17 protein-coding genes are annotated in these 17817 nt (G+C 70.4%); 9 read left to right on the top strand and 8 right to left on the bottom strand.

The features are described from left to right. The 3 genes from ABT114_RS14615 to ABT114_RS14605 all read right to left on the bottom strand — a co-directional run bounded on the left by ABT114_RS14615 (nt 1) and on the right by ABT114_RS14605 (nt 3000). Nucleotides 1-1488 (bottom strand): glutamate synthase subunit beta, encoded by a 1488-nt coding sequence (locus ABT114_RS14615; RefSeq protein WP_351142314.1) that lies wholly within the window; start codon nt 1486-1488, stop codon nt 1-3. Between the two features lie 158 nt (nt 1489-1646). Further along, nucleotides 1647-2126: an anthrone oxygenase family protein gene (locus ABT114_RS14610; protein WP_351142312.1), complete on the bottom strand. Its 480-nt coding sequence runs from the start codon at nt 2124-2126 to the stop codon at nt 1647-1649. 175 nt (nt 2127-2301) lie between these two features. Next, nucleotides 2302-3000: a DUF2293 domain-containing protein gene (locus ABT114_RS14605; protein ID WP_351142310.1), complete on the bottom strand. Its 699-nt coding sequence runs from the start codon at nt 2998-3000 to the stop codon at nt 2302-2304. A gap of 19 nt (nt 3001-3019) precedes the next feature. On the opposite strand from ABT114_RS14605, the gene ABT114_RS14600 reads away from it, so the two are divergent. The 3 genes from ABT114_RS14600 to ABT114_RS14590 all read left to right on the top strand — a co-directional run bounded on the left by ABT114_RS14600 (nt 3020) and on the right by ABT114_RS14590 (nt 4137). Then, the gene (locus ABT114_RS14600; protein WP_351142308.1) at nt 3020-3181 is read left to right on the top strand and encodes a hypothetical protein; all 162 of its coding nucleotides are present in this window, start codon (nt 3020-3022) and stop codon (nt 3179-3181) included. A 131-nt stretch (nt 3182-3312) separates the two neighbouring features. After that, nucleotides 3313-3945: a nucleoside/nucleotide kinase family protein gene (locus ABT114_RS14595; RefSeq protein WP_351142307.1), complete on the top strand. Its 633-nt coding sequence runs from the start codon at nt 3313-3315 to the stop codon at nt 3943-3945. Nucleotides 3946-3999: 54 nt separating this feature from the next. Beyond that, the gene (locus ABT114_RS14590; RefSeq protein WP_351142305.1) at nt 4000-4137 is read left to right on the top strand and encodes a pyridoxamine 5'-phosphate oxidase family protein; all 138 of its coding nucleotides are present in this window, start codon (nt 4000-4002) and stop codon (nt 4135-4137) included. Nucleotides 4138-4162: 25 nt separating this feature from the next. On the opposite strand, the gene ABT114_RS14585 is transcribed toward ABT114_RS14590, so the two are convergent. After that, nucleotides 4163-5290: a magnesium and cobalt transport protein CorA gene (locus ABT114_RS14585; protein ID WP_351142303.1), complete on the bottom strand. Its 1128-nt coding sequence runs from the start codon at nt 5288-5290 to the stop codon at nt 4163-4165. A 255-nt stretch (nt 5291-5545) separates the two neighbouring features. Between ABT114_RS14585 and ABT114_RS14580 the strand changes: the two genes are divergently transcribed. After that, nucleotides 5546-6340, top strand: coding sequence for a methyltransferase (locus ABT114_RS14580; protein WP_351142301.1), 795 nt, complete (start codon nt 5546-5548; stop codon nt 6338-6340). A gap of 272 nt (nt 6341-6612) precedes the next feature. Here ABT114_RS14580 and ABT114_RS14575 read toward each other — a convergent pair whose 3' ends face one another. The 4 genes from ABT114_RS14575 to ABT114_RS14560 form a co-directional block, all read right to left on the bottom strand. Beyond that, nucleotides 6613-7527 (bottom strand): carbohydrate kinase family protein, encoded by a 915-nt coding sequence (locus ABT114_RS14575; protein ID WP_351142299.1) that lies wholly within the window; start codon nt 7525-7527, stop codon nt 6613-6615. Continuing rightward, complete coding sequence (locus ABT114_RS14570) at nt 7524-8432, bottom strand: pseudouridine-5'-phosphate glycosidase (protein WP_351142297.1); 909 nt, start codon at nt 8430-8432, stop codon at nt 7524-7526. The genes ABT114_RS14575 and ABT114_RS14570 overlap by 4 nt, the downstream gene beginning before the upstream one ends. Before the next feature lie 153 nt (nt 8433-8585). Next, entirely contained in the window at nt 8586-9140 is a 555-nt protein-coding gene (locus ABT114_RS14565) for a methylated-DNA--[protein]-cysteine S-methyltransferase (protein WP_351142295.1), read from the bottom strand. A 78-nt stretch (nt 9141-9218) separates the two neighbouring features. Then, the gene (locus ABT114_RS14560) at nt 9219-10091 is read right to left on the bottom strand and encodes a glycerophosphodiester phosphodiesterase (RefSeq protein ID WP_351142293.1); all 873 of its coding nucleotides are present in this window, start codon (nt 10089-10091) and stop codon (nt 9219-9221) included. 280 nt (nt 10092-10371) lie between these two features. On the opposite strand from ABT114_RS14560, the gene ABT114_RS14555 reads away from it, so the two are divergent. The 5 genes from ABT114_RS14555 to ABT114_RS14535 all read left to right on the top strand — a co-directional run bounded on the left by ABT114_RS14555 (nt 10372) and on the right by ABT114_RS14535 (nt 17733). Further along, nucleotides 10372-11238 (top strand): MHYT domain-containing protein, encoded by an 867-nt coding sequence (locus ABT114_RS14555; protein WP_351142291.1) that lies wholly within the window; start codon nt 10372-10374, stop codon nt 11236-11238. 40 nt (nt 11239-11278) lie between these two features. Continuing rightward, nucleotides 11279-13426: an excinuclease ABC subunit UvrB gene (gene uvrB / locus ABT114_RS14550; protein WP_351142289.1), complete on the top strand. Its 2148-nt coding sequence runs from the start codon at nt 11279-11281 to the stop codon at nt 13424-13426. Between the two features lie 154 nt (nt 13427-13580). Next, nucleotides 13581-14159, top strand: coding sequence for a TerD family protein (locus tag ABT114_RS14545; protein ID WP_351142287.1), 579 nt, complete (start codon nt 13581-13583; stop codon nt 14157-14159). A 51-nt stretch (nt 14160-14210) separates the two neighbouring features. Next, nucleotides 14211-16442: a TerD family protein gene (locus ABT114_RS14540; RefSeq protein WP_351142285.1), complete on the top strand. Its 2232-nt coding sequence runs from the start codon at nt 14211-14213 to the stop codon at nt 16440-16442. Nucleotides 16443-16731: 289 nt separating this feature from the next. Then, on the top strand, nt 16732-17733 hold the full coding sequence (locus ABT114_RS14535) for a TerC family protein (RefSeq protein WP_351142283.1): 1002 nt from the start codon (nt 16732-16734) through the stop codon (nt 17731-17733). The last annotated feature ends 84 nt before the right edge of the window (nt 17734-17817 follow it).

The following is a 17817-nucleotide window of genomic DNA, read 5'->3' as shown; positions in this document are numbered from 1 at the left end:
TCATACGGCCATGGGCCGGTCGTACGGCCCGATCGGCGCCGGGAGCCGGGAACTCCCTGTCAGATAACGGTCGACGGCCGCGGCCACAGACCGCCCCTCCGCGATCGCCCACACGATGAGCGACTGTCCACGTGCCGCGTCTCCGGCGGCGAACACCCCGGGGACGTTCGTCGCGAAGTCGCCGTCCCGGGTGATCGTGCCGCGCGGCTCGAGTTCCAGCCCGAGCTGGTCGATGAGCCCGTCCTCCCGGGCGGGTCCGGAGAAGCCGAGGGCGAGCAGCACGAAGTCGGCGGGGAGCGTCCGTCCGGAATCGGTCACCGGCCGCCGCGCCGCGTCCACCTCGACCAGATGCAGCGACCGCACATGCCCGTCCCCGTCGCCGGTGAAGCGGAGCGTGGACGCCGCGAACAGCCGCGCGTCCGCGTCCGCCGCCGGCGCCGTCTCCAGATCGCGGGCCTCCTCGTGCGCGGCCGACAGCCGGTAGACCTTCGGGTAGGTCGGCCAGGGCTCGGCGTCCTCGTCGCGCTCGGCGCCCGGCTGCGCGTAGATGTCCAACTGCGTGACCGACGCGGCTCCGTCACGCACCGCGGTCCCCAGACAGTCCGCTCCGGTGTCGCCGCCGCCGACGATCACGACGTGCTTGCCCGCGGCGGACATCGGGGACGCCTTCAGATCCCCCTCGCACACCCGGTTGGCCAGCGGCAGGTACTCCATCGCCTGGTGGATGCCGGTCAACTCGCGGCCCGGAACGGTCAGTTCCCGCCAAGCGGTGGCTCCCGTGGCGATCACCACGGCGTCGTACCGTGCCCGCAACTCGGCGGCCCCGACGTCCCGACCGACCACCGTCGACGTACGGAACTTGGTCCCCTCGGCCCGCATCTGCTCCAGCCGCCGCTCCAGATGATGCTTCTCCATCTTGAACGCGGGGATGCCATACCGCATCAGTCCGCCGAGCCGGTCGTCCTTCTCGTACACGGCGACGGTGTGTCCGGCCCGGGTCAGCTGCTGGGCCGCGGCGAGCCCGGTGGGGCCCGAGCCGATCACCGCGACCGTCCGTCCGGACAGCCGGTCCGGCGGCCGGGGCGGCACGAACCCCTCCTCCCAGGACCGGTCGGCGATCGCACACTCGACGTTCTTGATGGTGACGGCCGGCTGATTGATCGCGAGCACGCACCCCGCCTCGCAGGGCGCCGGGCACAACCGGCCGGTGAACTCGGGGAAGTTGTTCGTGGCGTGCAGCCGGTCGCTCGCCGCCCGCCAGTCCTCGCGGGAGACCAGGTCGTTCCACTCGGGGATCAGGTTGCCGAGCGGGCAAGCGTCGTGGCAGAACGGTATGCCGCAGTCCATGCAGCGGTCGGCCTGCTTGCTGATGATGGGCAGCAGTGCCCCGGGGACGTACACCTCGTCCCAGTCCCGGACCCGCTCCTCGACGGGCCGTCGGGGCCAGTCCTGGCGCGGCGTGGTCATGAAACCCTTGGGATCGGCCATGGCCGTCTTCCTTGCTTGCGCGTGCGACGGGCCGTGCGTCATTCGGGCGGCACTCTTGCGGCCACGATACGTCTCCTCGACCACACACGCAGAGCGGCCGACAGCGCTTTCTCCACCGGCGCTTTCTCCACCCGGCGGTCACGCGGACCAGTGCCTCCTCAGGCGAGCGCCAGCAGGTACACGACCGCGGCGGCGGCCGAGGCGACCGTGCGGACGTGGTTCCACATCGTCCACTCGCGCACGTACACCGGCCAGTAGGCGGCGGCCTCCGGAGTGCCCGCCTCCAGCTTCATCAGCTGCTCGTTGCGCGGCACGTTCGCGACCACCGTCACCCCGAAGGAACCAGCCAGGTACAGCGCGCTGCCCAGCAGCAGCTCGACCGTCCCGTCGTCCGGCCACAGTACGAACGTCACCACGGCGATCACCGCACACAGCGCGGCCACCCCGAGGAACACAAGCATGAACGCGGGCGTCATGGCGGAGGAGTTGATCGCGTTCATGGCGGCGACCCCCTGGGCCGGCGGAAGCGCCTTCAGCGCTCGCATGACCAGCACCGAGAAGGCACAGAAGACCCCGGCCATCAGCCCCGCGCCGAGGACACCCAGCGCCGCCAGCACCACATACGGACCATCGATCATGTCTACGTCAGCTCCCGCCCGTCGAGCCGAGATCTTGCCCGGTACCTTCCGTCACCACAAGTGAAATCGCGTACGTGAACAGTGACCAGGGTCGAGGAAAACGTGGAGGCATGCGTGAGCATCCAGCCCGCCCGTCCCAGCCCGCCCGTCCCAGTCCGTCCGGCTCGCTTGTCCCTCACCCGGCGGAGTCGGGCCCGCCTCCTCGCCACGCCTCCAGCGCCGACTCCACGTCCGCCGCGATCCGCCGCCGCGCCTTGTGCCGCGGCACACCGCCCATCAGCAGTTGGTCGTACGGCGTGTCCAGGTGTCGTACGGAGGCCACGACCGCCGAGACCACCGCCCCATCGGAGAGCGCCCGCCCGGCCGCACTGCGCCCCACCCGCCCACTGCCGCGTACCGAGGCGTGCGCCGCGATCGCCCGCGCCCGGCCTGCCGGGCAGCCGGGGAACAGCCGCCGTATCTCCGCCGCGAACGCGTCCGTGAACGCCACGTCCTCGGCCGCCCGCCGCCGGGCGTCCCGCACCCGGCGCCGCCGCCGCGCCTCCGCGTCCGCCAGACAGCGCTCCTCGGCCCGGGCCAGCGCCGCCTCCTCGACCAGGACGCCCTGGCGCTCGTAGCGGGCCTTGCGCCTGTTGAACCGCACGACCACCGCCGACAGTGCGCTCTCCTCGCGGGACCTGCGGGTCAGTGCCGTGTCGCCGCGCGGCAGGAAGACCAGATGGCCGAGGTCGGCGCAGTCGAGGCAGCGCGGCGCACCGTCCTCGAGGACGAGCATCGGCAGCGGCCCGCGACGACACCCGGCGCACTGCTTCCGCCGGACAGGCTGGACGACGAGAAGTCCGGTACGGGGCAGGGGAGGTGCGAGGAACGCCATACCGGTTTCCTTCCCGCTGGTGAGCCCGCTCTACGCCGTCCCGGGCGCGTCGGTCGTGCCGCCATCTGCGACCACCGAAACCCGCGGCCCGCACCGTCTCACCGAGCTCCGCGTACCGCTTCCAGCCGTCACACCCAAGGTCCTCAGCGAGACCCTGCGCGCCAACGAGCGCTCCGCCTGATCGCGAAAGAGCAGGGGTTCCCTTACCGGGTCCTTGCTGGTGCTGCTGGTGCTGCTGGTGCTGCTGGTGGTGTGGGCGTGCGTGTGGCTTGTGGCCGCCGCCGCCCGGGGGCGGCGGGGCATCATGGCCGTGTGCGACTCGAAGCGATCACCTGGGAACGGCTCGGCGACCTCCTCGCCGAGCGGCTGCTCGACCTGAAGCCGGGCGACGGCAGCCCCTGGCCGCGGATCGCCTTCGACGGTGCCCCGGCTGCCCGCCCCGGAGATCTCGCCGAGCGTGTCGCCGAGGCCCTGCGCATACGCGGCCGCCCCTCGCTCGTCGTCGGCACGGAGGGCTTCCTGCGCCCCGCCTCGCTTCGACTGGAATACGGCCATCACGATGTGGAGGCCTACTACAACGGCTGGTTCGACACCGGCGCCCTGTGGCGAGAGGTGTTCGGCCCTCTCGAACCGGGCGGCGACGGCCGGATCCTGCCCGACCTCTGGGACCCGGTCACCGACCGCGCCACCCGCAGCCCCTACGTACAACTCCCGCCCGACGGCATCCTGTTGCTGCACGGCCCCCTCCTGCTGCGTCACTGGTTCCCTTTCGACCTGACCGTCCACGTCCTCCTCTCGCCGCCCGCCCTGCGCCGCCGCACCCCCGAGGCCGACCACTGGACGCTCCCCGCCTTCGAGCAGTACGAGCAGGAGACCGACCCTGCCGGCACGGCCGACGTCCTGGTGCGTGCCGACGATCCGCGTCACCCGGCGTGGGGCGGCTGAACCGACTGAGCGGAGATCCGCGAAAGCCCTTTTGAATGTGGCACTGCCGAGATCGTGTCGGACGGGTGCAAGCGGCTCCCGTACGAGCTGTCGTACAAGTACCTCGGCATCGATCCGCCCGCCGAGAAGGACGACGAGGTCCGCGTGATCATCCGTGTCGTCCCGCGGAAGGTCGTGGGCTTCTCGGTCTGAACGCCGCCTCGCCCGGAGCTGCTTGTCAGAGCCAGCCGTTGCGTCGGAAGCCGCGGTGCAGCACCAGACAGGCGACGGCTATCACGCCGATGACGAGTGGGTAGCCGAACTGCCAGTGCAGCTCGGGCATGTGATCGAAGTTCATCCCGTACACCCCGCAGACCATCGTCGGTACGGCGATCACCGCAGCCCACGCCGTGATCTTCCGCATGTCCTCGTTCTGCGCGACCGTGACCTGAGCGAGGTGCGCCTGCAGAATCGAGTTGAGCAGTTCATCGAATGCGGCGATCTGCTCCGTGGCCCGCAGCAGATGATCGGAGACATCGCGGAAGTAGGCCTGTATCTCCGGGTCGACCACCCGCATCGGTCGGTCGGAGAGGTCCAGGAGCGGTCGCGCGAGCGGGACCACCGCCCGCTTCAGCTCGAGGAGTTCCCGCTTGAGTTGGTAGATACGGCCCGGGTCGGCCCGCGCGCCGTCCGCTGCGAACACGTCCGTCTCGACCTGGTCGATGTCCGACTGCACCGAGTCGGTGACGTTGAGGTAGTCGTCGACCACGTGGTCCGCGATCGCGTGCAGCACCGCGGACGGCCCCTTGGCGAGCTGGTCGGGGTCGCTCTCCAACTCCTCGCGCAACGGACCCAGTGAGCCGTGCCGTCCGTGCCGCACCGAGATCACGAAGTCGCGGCCGACGAACACCATGAGCTCGCCGGTGTTCACCACCTCGCTGGTCGCGGTGAGTTCCTCGTGTTCGACGTAGCAGACCGTTTTGAACACCGCGAACAACGTCTCGCCGTACCGCTCGACCTTCGGGCGCTGATGGGCCTCGATCGCGTCCTCGACGGCCAGCGGATGCAGGTCGAACAGCTCGGCGATGCCCGCGAACTCCTGGTCGGTGGGCTCGTGGAGGCCGAGCCAGACGAAACCGTCGCCGCTTTTGCGCACCCACTCCACGGCGTCGACCAGATCGCGCCCGCCCGGGGCCCGGACGCCGTCGCGGTACGTCACACAGTTCACCACGGAGGAGCCCAGCGGGGACCGCGCGGGATGACTCAGGTCGACGCGCGGACGCCGCCGGGCCAGCCGTGCCACCTTGCGGAGGCCGCCGACCCTGTCGAGGCCGGTGACCTTCCGCAAATTCCCTGCCATGGACATCTGGATCTCCTTGCGTGGATCTCCTTGCGCCGCATTCCTGCGCCCTGGCGTGCCAGTTTGCCAGGCCTGCGTGAGCGGTGGGTAAGCCTGTGGAAATGGAGGATTCCGCTTCGTTCCCGGCTGTGGACGAACCGGCCCCCGGCTGTGCAGGGACTGGTTCCCGACCGCGGGCGCAGGGGGTGCCGACGGCGGACAGCTCGTCGTACCGGAGGGCCGGCCGCCCGGGGCAAGCGGGGCAACTGGGATGATCGGGGCATGACGCGAGACGATGGGTATCTCCTCGACAATCAGCAGACCGAGGCGGCAGAGCGTTTCGACGCCTTCACAGCCCTCTTCGACCCCACGACGTTCCGGCACCTGGAGGGACTCGGTGTCGGGCCCGGCTGGCGGTGCTGGGAAGTCGGCGCCGGCGGCACCTCCGTGGTGTCCTGGCTGGCCGAGAAGGTCGGGTCGACCGGCAAGGTCGTCGCGACCGACATCGACACCTCGCAGCTGGCCGAGGTGGCCCGTACGCCGGTCGAGGTGCGCGTCCACGACGTGGGTGCGCAGGAGCCGCCGGGGGAGGGCTTCGACCTGGTGCACGCCCGGCTCGTCCTCGTCCATGTGCCGGACCGGGAGCAGGCGTTGCGGTCGATGGTCAAGGCCCTGCGCCCCGGCGGACGGCTCCTGATCGAGGACGCCGACCCCGCTCTGCAGCCCCTCCTGTGCCCCGAGGAGTACGGCCCCGAGCAGCAGTTGGCGAACCGGCTGCGGCACGGCTTCCGTAAACTCCTCGCCGACCGCGGCGCCGACCTCGCGTACGGGCGCAAGCTCCCGCGGCTGCTTCGCGAGGCAGGGCTGCGCCAGGTCGAGGCCGACGCGTACTTCCCGGTCGCCTCACCCGCCTGCACCGCCCTGGAGTCCGCCACGGTCCGTCAGATCCGCGACCGGCTCGTCACCGCCGGCCTGGCCACGGACGAGGACATCGACCGCCATCTGGCGAACGTGGCCGCCGGCGGCATGGACCTGGCCACCGCCCCGATGATCTCGGCGTGGGGGCGCAAGGCGTAGGAGGCCGGGCGTCCTCTCACAGGGGTGGCCGACGACAGCGATGTGGCCTGGGCCCGAGCTTCCCGCCCTGTGGTCCGTTGCCCTCGCTCGGAGCCAGGTGGCCTCCTGCCCGTTCGTTGGACCGTCTGTGCCTCCTCGCGCGGCCCTCTACGCTCCGTCGCCGCGTCCTCGGGCTCTGCGCGGGAGAGCAGGGGCGGGCCTTGTCGCGCGGGGGCGGTCGACGGCTCTGATGCGGCCTGGGCCCGCACTTCCCGCCCTGTGGTCCGTTGCCCTTATCCGGAGCCAGGTGGTCTCCCGCCTATCCGTTCGACCGCCTGCGCCCCCGCGCGGCACCCTTCCGTCGTCGCTTCCTCGGGCTCGGCGCCGGCGAGCAGGGACGCGAGGAACGCGCCCGTGAAGGCGTCGCCGGCCCCCGTGGTGTCCTGGGGGGTCGCCGGCGCGGCGGGTACCCGGGCCCGCACCGTGCCGGACCGGGCCACCAACGCACCGTCGGCGCCCTGTTTGGTGACCACCAGCGGGACGTGGCGGCTCAGCTTGGCCGCCGCGTCCGCCGCATCGGGCAGCCCCGTGAGCAGGCGCGCCTCGTCCCGGCTCGGCAGCAGGACCTCCACCCCGGCGACGAGGTCCAGGAAACGGTCGACACCCAGTTCCACGAGGAAGCCGGCCGAGGCGGGGTCCAGGCTCACCGGCACTCCACGCGCGCGTGCTGACTCCAGCGCCACCGCGACCAGTGCCCGGCTCGGTTCCGAGAACAGCAGGTAACCCGACAGGTGCAGCCATGTGACCCCGTCGAGCAGCCCCTCCGACCAGTCACCCGGGTCGAGCCGCAGACACGCGCCGCTGTCGGTGAGGAACGTCCGCTCGGCCGCGGCGCCCGTGTCGACCAGGCAGATCACCGTCCCGGTCGGTGCCTGTGGGTCCACGACGAGCCGGGGGCGGACCCCGTGGCAGGTCAGCTCCCGCTCGTGCCACGCGGCCGCGTCCGCACCCACCCGACCGAGCAGCCGTACATCCGGACAACCCCAATGAGCAGCCCAGCACGCCACGTTGGCGCCCGCGCCACCGGGCAGGGTCCGGATCGAGGCGGCCGTGTCGGTACCGGAGGCGAGCGGACCCCGATGCCGGGCCACGACGTCCGTCACCACGTCCCCGACGACCAGCAGCGCGCCGTCCCGTCGGGCGGTCACCCCCCGGCCCACGCCGCCGCGATCCGGCCCGCCAGCCGTACGTTGCCGCGTACGGCTGCCAGATTGGCGCTCAGCGAGGCACCGTCCGTGTGGCGCACGAGGTAGTCGAGCAGGAACGGCGTGACCGCCTGTCCGGTGACACCCTCCTCCTCGCACGCGTGCAGCGCGTCGGCGAGCACGCGCGCGTGCAGCTCGGGATCCAGCTGCTCTTCCTCGGGGACGGGATTGGCGACGATCAGCGCTGACTCCGGCCCGCCGACCGTGTCCTGTGCTCGCATGACGTCCGCCACCTGTCGCGGAGTCTCGAGCGTCCAGTCCACGGGATGGCCCGAGTCGGACAGGTAGAAGCCGGGGAAGCGGTTCGTGCCGTACCCGGCTACCGCTACGCCCAGCGTCTCCAGTCGCTGCAGTGTCGCTGGCACGTCCAGGATGGACTTCACGCCCGCGCACACCACCGTGATCCGCGTACGCGCCAACAGGCCCAGGTCCGCCGACTCGTCCTGCGTCACCGTCCATTCGCGGTGGACCCCGCCGAGTCCACCCGTTGCGAACACCCGTACGCCCGCGAGCGCGGCCAGCAGCGCGGTCGCCGACACCGTCGTCGCCCCGCTCGCTCCGGAGGCCACCGCGAGCGGCAGGTCACGATGGCCCAGCTTGCGGATCCCCTCCTCGTTCGCGACCCGCTCCAACTGTTCCTTGTCCAGACCGACACAGGGCCGCCCGTCGAGCACGGCGATCGTCGCCGGGACGGCGCCTTCCTGCCGCACGGCCGCCTCCAGCTCCAGCGCCACCTGCAGGTTGCGCGGGCGGGGCAGCCCGTGGGCGATGATCGTGGACTCCAGGGCCACCACAGGCCGATGCGCGTCGATTGCTTCCCGTACCTCTTCGGACACCACCAGCACCACGCGCCTGCCTCCTGTCTTGCGGTCTTCCCTCATCTCTGGCGGGCGGCGTGACCGGTCAAACCCTTGCGGACTGTGGGGGACGACACCAGCGGACCCGCTTCCCCCTCCGTACGTCTCAACGGCGAGACAGTCCTTGATCCTGCTTCCGCGCCCTCAGAAGAGCGGCTCGGGCAGCACCCCTTCCAGCGCGAGCAGCTTCCGCTTGGTCTCCAGGCCGCCCCCGAACCCGCCGATGCCGCCGTCGCTCTCGACGACCCGGTGGCAGGGCACGACCACGGGCAGTGGATTGGAACCCATGGCCACACCCACGGCCTGGGCCGCGCCCGGCTGACCGACCCGGCCCGCCAGATCGCCATAGCCGACGACCGCCCCGAAGGGAACGCCGGACGCCAGCTCCCGCAGCACCTGCCGGTTGAAGCCCGAGATCAGCGACCAGTCCAGCGGCAGCTCGAAGGCGCGCCGCTCACCGGCGAAGTACGCCTCGACCTGGTGTATCGCCTCGGCCAGCAGCGGGGAGCCGGGCGCCTCGACGGGCTCGGTGCCCAGCCGGTCCGCGAGCCGGTCGAGCGCCTTGTCACGCACCGCGTCCGTGGCGTGGAACACGACGTTGACCAGGCCCTCGCCGGTCGCGGCCAGTAGCAGCGGACCGATGTCGGTGGCGAGGACGGTCCACACGACCTGCTGCTCGTACTGCCCATGGCTGTTCATGCGACCCACCGTACGGCCCGCCACTGACAACGCCCCGGGGGGCGGGCACCGGCGCCGGCTCCCGGGACGGGGCGGGCGTCAGGACCCGGACAGGGCCCGCCGCACGACGTCGGGCTTGTTGGTGATGACGCCGTCGACGCCGTACGCGGCGACCGTCCGGGCGGTCGCCGCGTCGTTGACGGTCCAGGCGGCGACCGCCATCGGCTTGCCGTGCGGCCCCGTGAACGCGTGGACCACGGACACATAGGTCCTGGACAGGGACCCGTACGAGGGGTTGATCTGGTCGGCGAACTTCGCGTACGCGGGCAGGTCCGCCAGGGACGGGCTGCCGAGGAACCCGGTCCTGACGCCGGGCTTCAGGTCATGGACGATGCGCACGCTGTCCGCACTGAAGCTCTGCACGATCAGCCGGCGGGCGAGGTGCTGCCGGTCGAGCCAGCCCTCATTGCCGAGGAGCTTGAGGGTCTGCTGCTCGATGCCCGGGTACAACTCCGGATTCTTGATCTCCAGGAGCAGGTTCTGGTGGTTGTGCTCGACGCGGCGCATGTACTGCTTCAGCGTCGGCACGCGCGCGCCCGTGTACGCGGGGCCGAACCAGCTCCCCGCGTCGAGGCGCGCGATCTGGGCGGCTGTGAAGTCCTTCACCTTCCAGGGTGAGCGGCCGGGGAAGACCTTCTCCACGTTGGTCGTGCGCCGGAGGCTGTCGTCGTGGATCACCACGAGCTCGCCGTCCTTGGTGCGCTGAACGTCGTTCTCCACCCAGCCGATGCCCAGCTGGGCGGCCTTGTCGATGGCGGCCAGGGTGTTCTCGGGGGCGTAGGCGGAAGCGCCCCGGTGGGCGATGACCGAAGGCCGCCAGCCGGTGTGGGCCCGGGCGTCGGAGGCCGGGATCAGAAGGGTCACAGTGGCCAGGAGCGCGGTGGTCATGGCGGCAACTGCGCGCGCGTACATGCGTACTCCTCGCATCGAGCGATCACGGACAGCTCAACTGTGACAGCAGAGAGTAGACGACGGTGTGTGTGCAGGATGGACATGGATTGAATGGAGTTGCCCAATTCCGCTCACTGGTACCGCACATCTGCGGCAAAGGCGTGTTTCTTTGCCGGAAAATCGTTCGACCATTCCGGTGGGAGTCATACTCTCTGCCTCAACCCTGACCGCTCGTGCGGTCCTGGGAGGGGGCGCATTTCAGGAATTTCCGGGACGCAACAGGGCGGAAGGGCAGCCGCGCATGCAAGGCACGGTCGACGGATTCAGCTACGGGCTCGTCACACCGTTGGTGGCCTACCTCATGGCCTGCCTCGGTGGCGCCCTCGGCCTGCGCTGCACCACCAGAGCCCTGCTCGTCGCCCACTCCTGGCGCCCGGGCTGGCTTGCCCTCGGCTCGGCGGCGATCGGCTCCGGCATATGGACCATGCACTTCATTGCGATGATGGGCTTCTCGGTCGAAGAGGCGCCGATCCACTACGACAAAGCGACGACGTACGCCAGCCTCGGCGTCGCCATCGTCATGGTGGGTATCGGGATCTTCATCGTCGGCTACAAGGGCGCCAGCGGAACGGCGCTGTTCACCGGGGGCACGATCACCGGCCTCGGCGTAGCCTCGATGCACTACCTCGGAATGGCCGGCATGCGTCTGAACGGGAAGCTGGAGTACAACACGTTCACCGTCGCCGCCTCCGTCGTCATCGCCATGGCCGCCGCCACCGCCGCCCTGTGGGCGGCCGGCCAGGTCCGGGGGCTGATGTGGAGCGTGGGCGCGAGCCTCGTGATGGGGCTCGCCGTCAGCGGCATGCACTACATGGGGATGGCCGGCCTCAGCGTCCACCTCCACGCTGCGCCCGGTTCCACCTCCGGCGACTCGCCCGCGGCGCTGCTTGCGCCCATGCTGATCGGCCCGCTCGCCTTTCTCTGCCTCGCCGGCGTCGTCGTGATGTTCGATCCGCTGATGATCATGGGGAAGCCCGACTGGGCCCCCGCCGAGCACAAGCCCGGTGTCCCGGCCCATCCCGCCGTGGAGCACACAGGCCGCCGCGCTCCGCTCCGGTCCCGCCGGGACGAGGCACAACGCCGCTCCCGCACCCCGCAGGGCCGCTGATCCGGCCCCGTTGTCAGTGGGGGGTCGTACGGTGGACTCCATGCGGCCCGTTTCCAGCATCGAACGCACGGTGGCGCCCTTCGAGGTCGTCAGCCCCTACCAGCCCAGCGGCGACCAGCCGGCGGCCATCGCCGAGCTGGCCCAGCGTATCGAAGCCGGTGAGAAGGACGTCGTCCTGCTGGGCGCGACCGGCACCGGCAAGTCCGCCACCACCGCGTGGATGATCGAGAAGCTCCAGCGCCCCACACTCGTGATGGCGCCGAACAAGACCCTGGCCGCCCAGCTGGCGAACGAATTCCGCGAGCTGCTGCCGAACAACGCGGTCGAGTATTTCGTCTCGTACTACGACTACTACCAGCCCGAGGCCTACGTCCCGCAGTCGGACACCTACATCGAGAAGGACTCCTCGATCAACGAGGAGGTCGAGCGGCTGCGCCACTCCGCGACCAACTCGCTGCTCACCCGCCGCGACGTGATCGTGGTCGCCTCGGTCTCCTGCATCTACGGCCTCGGTACCCCGCAGGAGTACGTGGACCGGATGGTCCCGCTCAGGGTGGGCGACGAGATCGACCGGGACCAGCTGCTGCGCCGCTTCGTGGACATCCAGTACACGCGCAACGACATGGCGTTCACCCGCGGCACCTTCCGGGTCCGCGGCGACACCATCGAGATCTTCCCGGTCTACGAGGAGCTCGCCGTCCGCATCGAGATGTTCGGCGACGAGATCGAGGCGCTGTCCACCCTGCACCCGCTCACCGGCGAGATCATCAGCGACGACGAGCAGCTGTACGTCTTCCCGGCCTCCCACTACGTCGCGGGCCCCGAGCGCCTCGAACGGGCTGCCAATGACATCGAGAAGGAGCTGGGCGAGCGCCTCGCCGAGCTGGAGAAGCAGGGCAAGCTCCTGGAGGCCCAGCGCCTGCGGATGCGTACCACGTACGACCTCGAGATGCTCCGCCAGATCGGCTCCTGCTCCGGTGTGGAGAACTACTCGATGCACTTCGACGGCCGCTCGCCCGGCTCCCCGCCGAACACCCTGCTCGACTACTTCCCGGACGACTTCCTGCTCGTCATCGACGAGTCCCATGTCACCGTCCCGCAGATCGGCGCCATGTACGAGGGGGACGCCTCCCGCAAGCGCACTCTCGTCGACCACGGCTTCCGGCTGCCCTCCGCCCTCGACAACCGCCCGCTGAAGTGGGAGGAGTTCCAGGAGCGCATCGGGCAGACCGTCTACCTGTCGGCGACCCCCGGCAAGTACGAGCTCTCCCGCGGGGACGGCGTCGTCGAGCAGATCATCCGCCCCACCGGCCTGATCGACCCGGAGGTCGTGGTCAAGCCCACCGAGGGCCAGATCGACGACCTGGTGCACGAGATCCGCACCCGGGTGGAGAAGGACGAGCGCGTCCTGGTCACCACGCTCACCAAGAAGATGGCCGAGGACCTCACGGACTACTTCCTGGAGCTCGGCATCCAGGTGCGTTATCTGCACAGCGACGTCGACACCCTGCGCCGCGTCGAACTGCTGCGCGAGCTGCGCGCCGGCGAGTTCGACGTCCTGGTCGGCATCAACCTCCTGCGGGAGGGCCTCGACCTGCCCGAGGTGTCCCTGGTGGCGATCCTCGACGCCGACAAGGAGGGCTTCCTGCGCTCCGGCACCTCACTGATCCAGACCATCGGCCGCGCGGCGCGCAACGTCTCCGGTCAGGTCCACATGTACGCCGACAAGATCACCCCGGGCATGGAGCGGGCCATCGAGGAGACCAACCGCCGCCGGGAGAAGCAGGTCGCCTACAACACGGCGAACGGCATCGACCCGCAGCCGCTCCGCAAGAAGATCAACGACATTGTCGCCCAGATCTCCCGCGAGGAGGTCGACACGGAGCAGCTGCTCGGCTCGGGCTACCGCGCAAAGAAGGACGGGCGGGGCACCAAGGCCCCGGTGCCCTCCCTCGGCGACAAGACGGCCAAGGGCGCGAAGGCCGGCAAGTCCGCCAAGGGCAAGGAGAAGGAGACGGTGCCGACCGACCGTCCTGCAGCCGACCTCGCCGAGCAGATCGAGGAGCTTACGGAGCGTATGCGCGCCGCTGCCGCGGACCTGCAGTTCGAGATCGCGGCCCGGCTGCGCGACGAGGTGTCCGAGATGAAGAAGGAACTGCGTCAGATGCGGGAGGCCGGCCTGGCCTGAGCTCTCGCTCCGCCGGACCCCGGCGTAGCGCACTGTGTTGCAAGACCGACACAAAGTGCGGACCGGGGTTCGGCACTGTCAGTGCCCCTGCGTAGGGTTCTGGGCAACCGCGGACTCCGCGGCAACAGGGGACAGCTCGAGAGGGGAAGAAGCCGTGACCGTCAACATGACCAAGGGTCAGGCCATCAGTCTGCAGAAGAACGACGGGGGCAGCCTGACCGCGGTGCGCATGGGTCTCGGCTGGCAGGCGGCCCCCCGGCGCGGCCTGTTCGGCTCGCGCACCCGTGAGATCGACCTCGACGCCTCCGCTGTCCTGTTCGCGGACAAGCAGCCGGTCGACGTGGTCTTCTTCCGCCACCTGGTCAGCGACGACGGCTCGGTGCGCCACACCGGCGACAACCTCGTCGGCGGTGTCGGCCAGGGCGGCGACGACGAGGCCGTCCTCGTCGACCTGCAGCGCGTCCCGGTCCACATCGACCAGATCGTCTTCACCGTGAACTCCTTCACGGGCCAGACCTTCCAGGAAGTGCAGAACGCGTTCTGCCGTCTGGTCGACGAGACCAACGGCCAGGAACTCGCCCGCTACACGCTGGCGGGCGGCGGCGCCTACACGGCTCAGGTCATGGCCAAGGTGCACCGGTCCGGCCCGGGATGGTCGATGACGGCCCTCGGCGCCCCGGCCAACGGCCGCACCTTCCAGGACCTGATGCCGGCGATCCTGCCGCTTCTGTAAACGGCGGGCGAGCGGCACGACACGACACGGCGACACAGGGGGACGAAGGCGATGACGGCCGAGCTGGTGCGGGGGCAGAATCACCCGCTCTCCCAGGTCCGTCTGGAGATCCGGGTCTCGGCCGGCACGCCGATCGTGGCCGGCGCCACGCTCGGCGACGAGCACGGCAAGATCCACGGTGTCGAGTGGGTGGCCCACCCGGGCGCCCCCGCCCTGCCCGGGCTCGAGGTCTCCCGGCAGGCGGCCGCCGATCACCACCTCGCGGTGGACCTGGCGGCCATGCCGGAGGTCGTGCACCGCGTGAACGTGCTCCTCGCCCTGCCAGACGGGGCCGGCGGCCCCGTCCGTTTCGGTGCCGTCGCGGCCCCCTTCGTCGCAGTCACCGGCCTGGACGGCACCGAGGTCGCCACCTACACCATCACCGGACTGGCCGTAGAGTCGGCCGTCGTCGCCCTGGAGCTCTACCGTCGGCACGGCGCCTGGAAGGTGCGTGCCGTCGGCCAGGGGTACGCGGGCGGCCTCGCCGAGCTCCTCACCGACCAGGGCCTGCCCGAGGCCCGGCAACTCGCGGCCGGTATCAACGAAGCGGTGGCCCAGGGCCTGACCCGCTCGGTCCAGGCGCCCTCGCCGCGTACGGCGGACGGTGACCGCGCCCGACAGTCGGCGGCGGCCCGCGGCCCGGAGCACGGCGGCGGCACCGCACCCCAGGGCGCCAGCAGCCCCGTATCGCCGCAGCCCGTGCCCCAGGACGGGCTGCAGCACCCGTACGGCCCCCAGGTCCCCGGCGCCCCGGGGCAGCCCGGGCCGCCGCCCGCGTATCCGGGCGGTGCCGCGTCGGCTGATCCGTCCGCCCGTAGTCCTTTCTCCGCGCCTGCCGATCCGTCCACCGGTAGTCCTTTCTCCGCGCCTGCCGATCCGTCCACCGGCAATCCCTCCTCCGCGCCTGCCGATCCCTCCGTCGCCGGTCCTCCCTCCGTTCCGACCTCGGACATGGCCCCCTCCGCCGCGCCGAACGATCCAGCGGCCGTGACCTCGCCCTACGCCCCGCCTGCCGCAGCCGCGCCGATCAACTACAGCCATCCCCGTCGGCAGAACGCCGCTCCACCGCCGCTTCCGCCGACCGCGCCCCCGGCCCCGCCCGGGCAGCCCGCGCAGCCCGTCGCGGGCGACGCGACCGGCTGGTCCATGGACGAGCGGCTCTACAACCAGGTGTGGGGCATGTTCGAGGACCTGGCCCGCACCACGGCTGCCTATCGCAGTGCCGTCGACTTCGCCGACTCCCGCAGGGAGAAGGAGCTCGACCAGGTCCTCTCCGACCCGCGCAGCCGGATCGGCGGACAGGGCGACGCCGCGCGTGAGGCGGCCCGCGCCAAGCACGCTCAGCTCGTCGACCAGGCCGCACAGGCCCTGGACCGGGACCTCGTCCAGCTGACCGCCGAGGCCGAGGTCGTCGAACCCGCCCTGCCGCCGGCGTACGCCGGCTGGGACAGCCCCGTCTGGCACGGCTACCGCGTGCCGATGGAGATGCCCATGGCCCTGCGCATCGGCGACCTCCATCTGCCCGAGGCCCCGCACTTGCGCATTCCGATGCTGGTCAGGCTGCCGCTGGAGCGCGGTCTGTGGATCGACAGCGGACAGGCAGGATCGCTCGACGGGCCGTTCGCCGACGCTCACGAACTGCGGCACCTCGCGATGGAGACGGCGGTGGCGCTCGCGGCCCGGCTGCTCGCCGTGCATCCGGCGGGCGAGTTCACCGTGCACGTGATCGACCCGGCCGGTTCGGCGGCGCAGCCACTCGCGCCGCTGGCGCAGACCGGGGTGCTCGCGTCGCCGCCCGCCGTCGGCGCCGCGGGGGTGGCGGAGGTCCTGGGCCGGCTCACCCAGCGCGTGGACCTGGTTCAGATGGCGGTGCGCGGCGGCGCGGCCGACTCCCTGCCGCCCGGCTTCGACACCTCCCAGCAGCTGCTGGTCGTCAACGACTTCCCGCACGGTTTCGACGACCGTGCCGTGACACAGCTGCGCTACCTGGCGGACGAGGGCCCGTCCGTCGGCGTCCACCTGATGATGGTGGCCGACCGCGAGGACGCGTCCGGTTACGGTCCGTTGCTGGACCCGTTGTGGCGTTCGCTGCTGCGACTCACTCCGCTGCCGGACGATCACCTCGCCGACCCGTGGGTCGGGCACGCCTGGACGTACGAGCCCTCGCTCGTGCCACCGGCCGGCCGGATGCTCCGTAACGTGCTCACGCAGGTGGCTGCGGCTCGTCGCACCTGGCACGAGTGACGGCCTCCCGCGGCTTTACCAAGCATACGTAAAGGCCCGCGACCAGGGTATTTGGTCCTTCTTTTGCCAATCACTTTACCTTTCTTTGGTGATTGCGGTACTGTCTTCCGTACGGAGGGGAGTACTCCCTATCTGCTGCGGCGTACCCGTCAATACGGATCAGGCCAGATCCCGGGGCGTCGGCCCGTGCGGCTGCGGAGGCGTCATGAGCGCCGCAGTCCGGGGTGGAAGAGACCTCCGGCAGCGCGACGACGCTGACTACTTGCCGTTACGTACTGCCGGAGGCGCAGTGGATGTTTCCCTGACCCTGTGGGTCCTGACCATCGCGGGCCTTGCCGCCCTGATCGCGGTCGACTTCTTCATCGGCCGCAAGCCGCACGACGTGTCCATCAAGGAAGCGGGCATCTGGACGATCGTCTGGATTTCTCTGGCCGGGCTCTTCGGCCTCGGCCTGCTCCTCTTCGGCGGCGGTCAACCCGCCGGCGAGTTCTTCGCGGGCTTCATCACCGAGAAGTCGTTGAGCGTCGACAACCTCTTCGTCTTCGTCCTGATCATGGCGAAGTTCGCGGTGCCGACGAAGTACCAGCAGCGGGTGCTCCTCGTCGGCGTGCTCATAGCCCTGGTCCTGCGGGCCGTCTTCATCGCCGCGGGCGCCGCGATCCTCGCCAGCTTCGCGTGGGTCTTCTATCTCTTCGGTGCCTTCCTCATCTGGACCGCCTGGAAGCTGATCCAGGAGGCCCGGGCCGACAAGGACGACGAGGAGTTCGAGGAGAACAAGCTGCTCAAGGCCGCCGAGCGGCGCTTCGGTGTGGCCGACCGCTATCACGGCACCAAGCTGTGGATCCAGCAGAACGGCAAGCGGGTCATGACGCCGATGCTGGTCGTGATGCTCGCGATCGGTACGACGGACGTGCTGTTCGCGCTCGACTCCATCCCCGCGATCTTCGGCCTGACCCAGGATCCGTACATCGTCTTCACGGCCAACGCGTTCGCGCTCATGGGCCTCAGGCAGCTGTACTTCCTCATCGGCGGCCTGCTGAGGAAGCTGGTCCACCTCTCCTACGGCCTGTCGATCATCCTGGGCTTCATCGGTGTGAAGCTGGTGCTGCACGCGCTGCACGAGTCCGGGGTCCACGTCCCGGAGATCAGCATCCCGGTCTCGCTAGGCGTGATCTGCACCGTCCTGATCGTCACCACGATCACCAGTCTGCGGGCGTCCCGTAAGCAGACGGCGGCCGAGACGACGCAGGCCGGCAGCGAAGGCGCTCCGAAGGACAGCATCGACGTCTGACCACGTGTGCGTAGGCACAACCACCATGGGAGCGGGTGCGCGGCGAATTGCCGGCACCCGCTCCCGGGCGACCGAGGGCACCAG

This window comes from Streptomyces sp. NPDC002088 (genome assembly GCF_040296605.1).
Classification (GTDB): Bacteria; Actinomycetota; Actinomycetes; order Streptomycetales; family Streptomycetaceae; genus Streptomyces.
The sequence above is the reverse complement of the archived record's forward strand: the minus strand, read 5'-3'. Positions and strand labels throughout refer to the sequence as shown.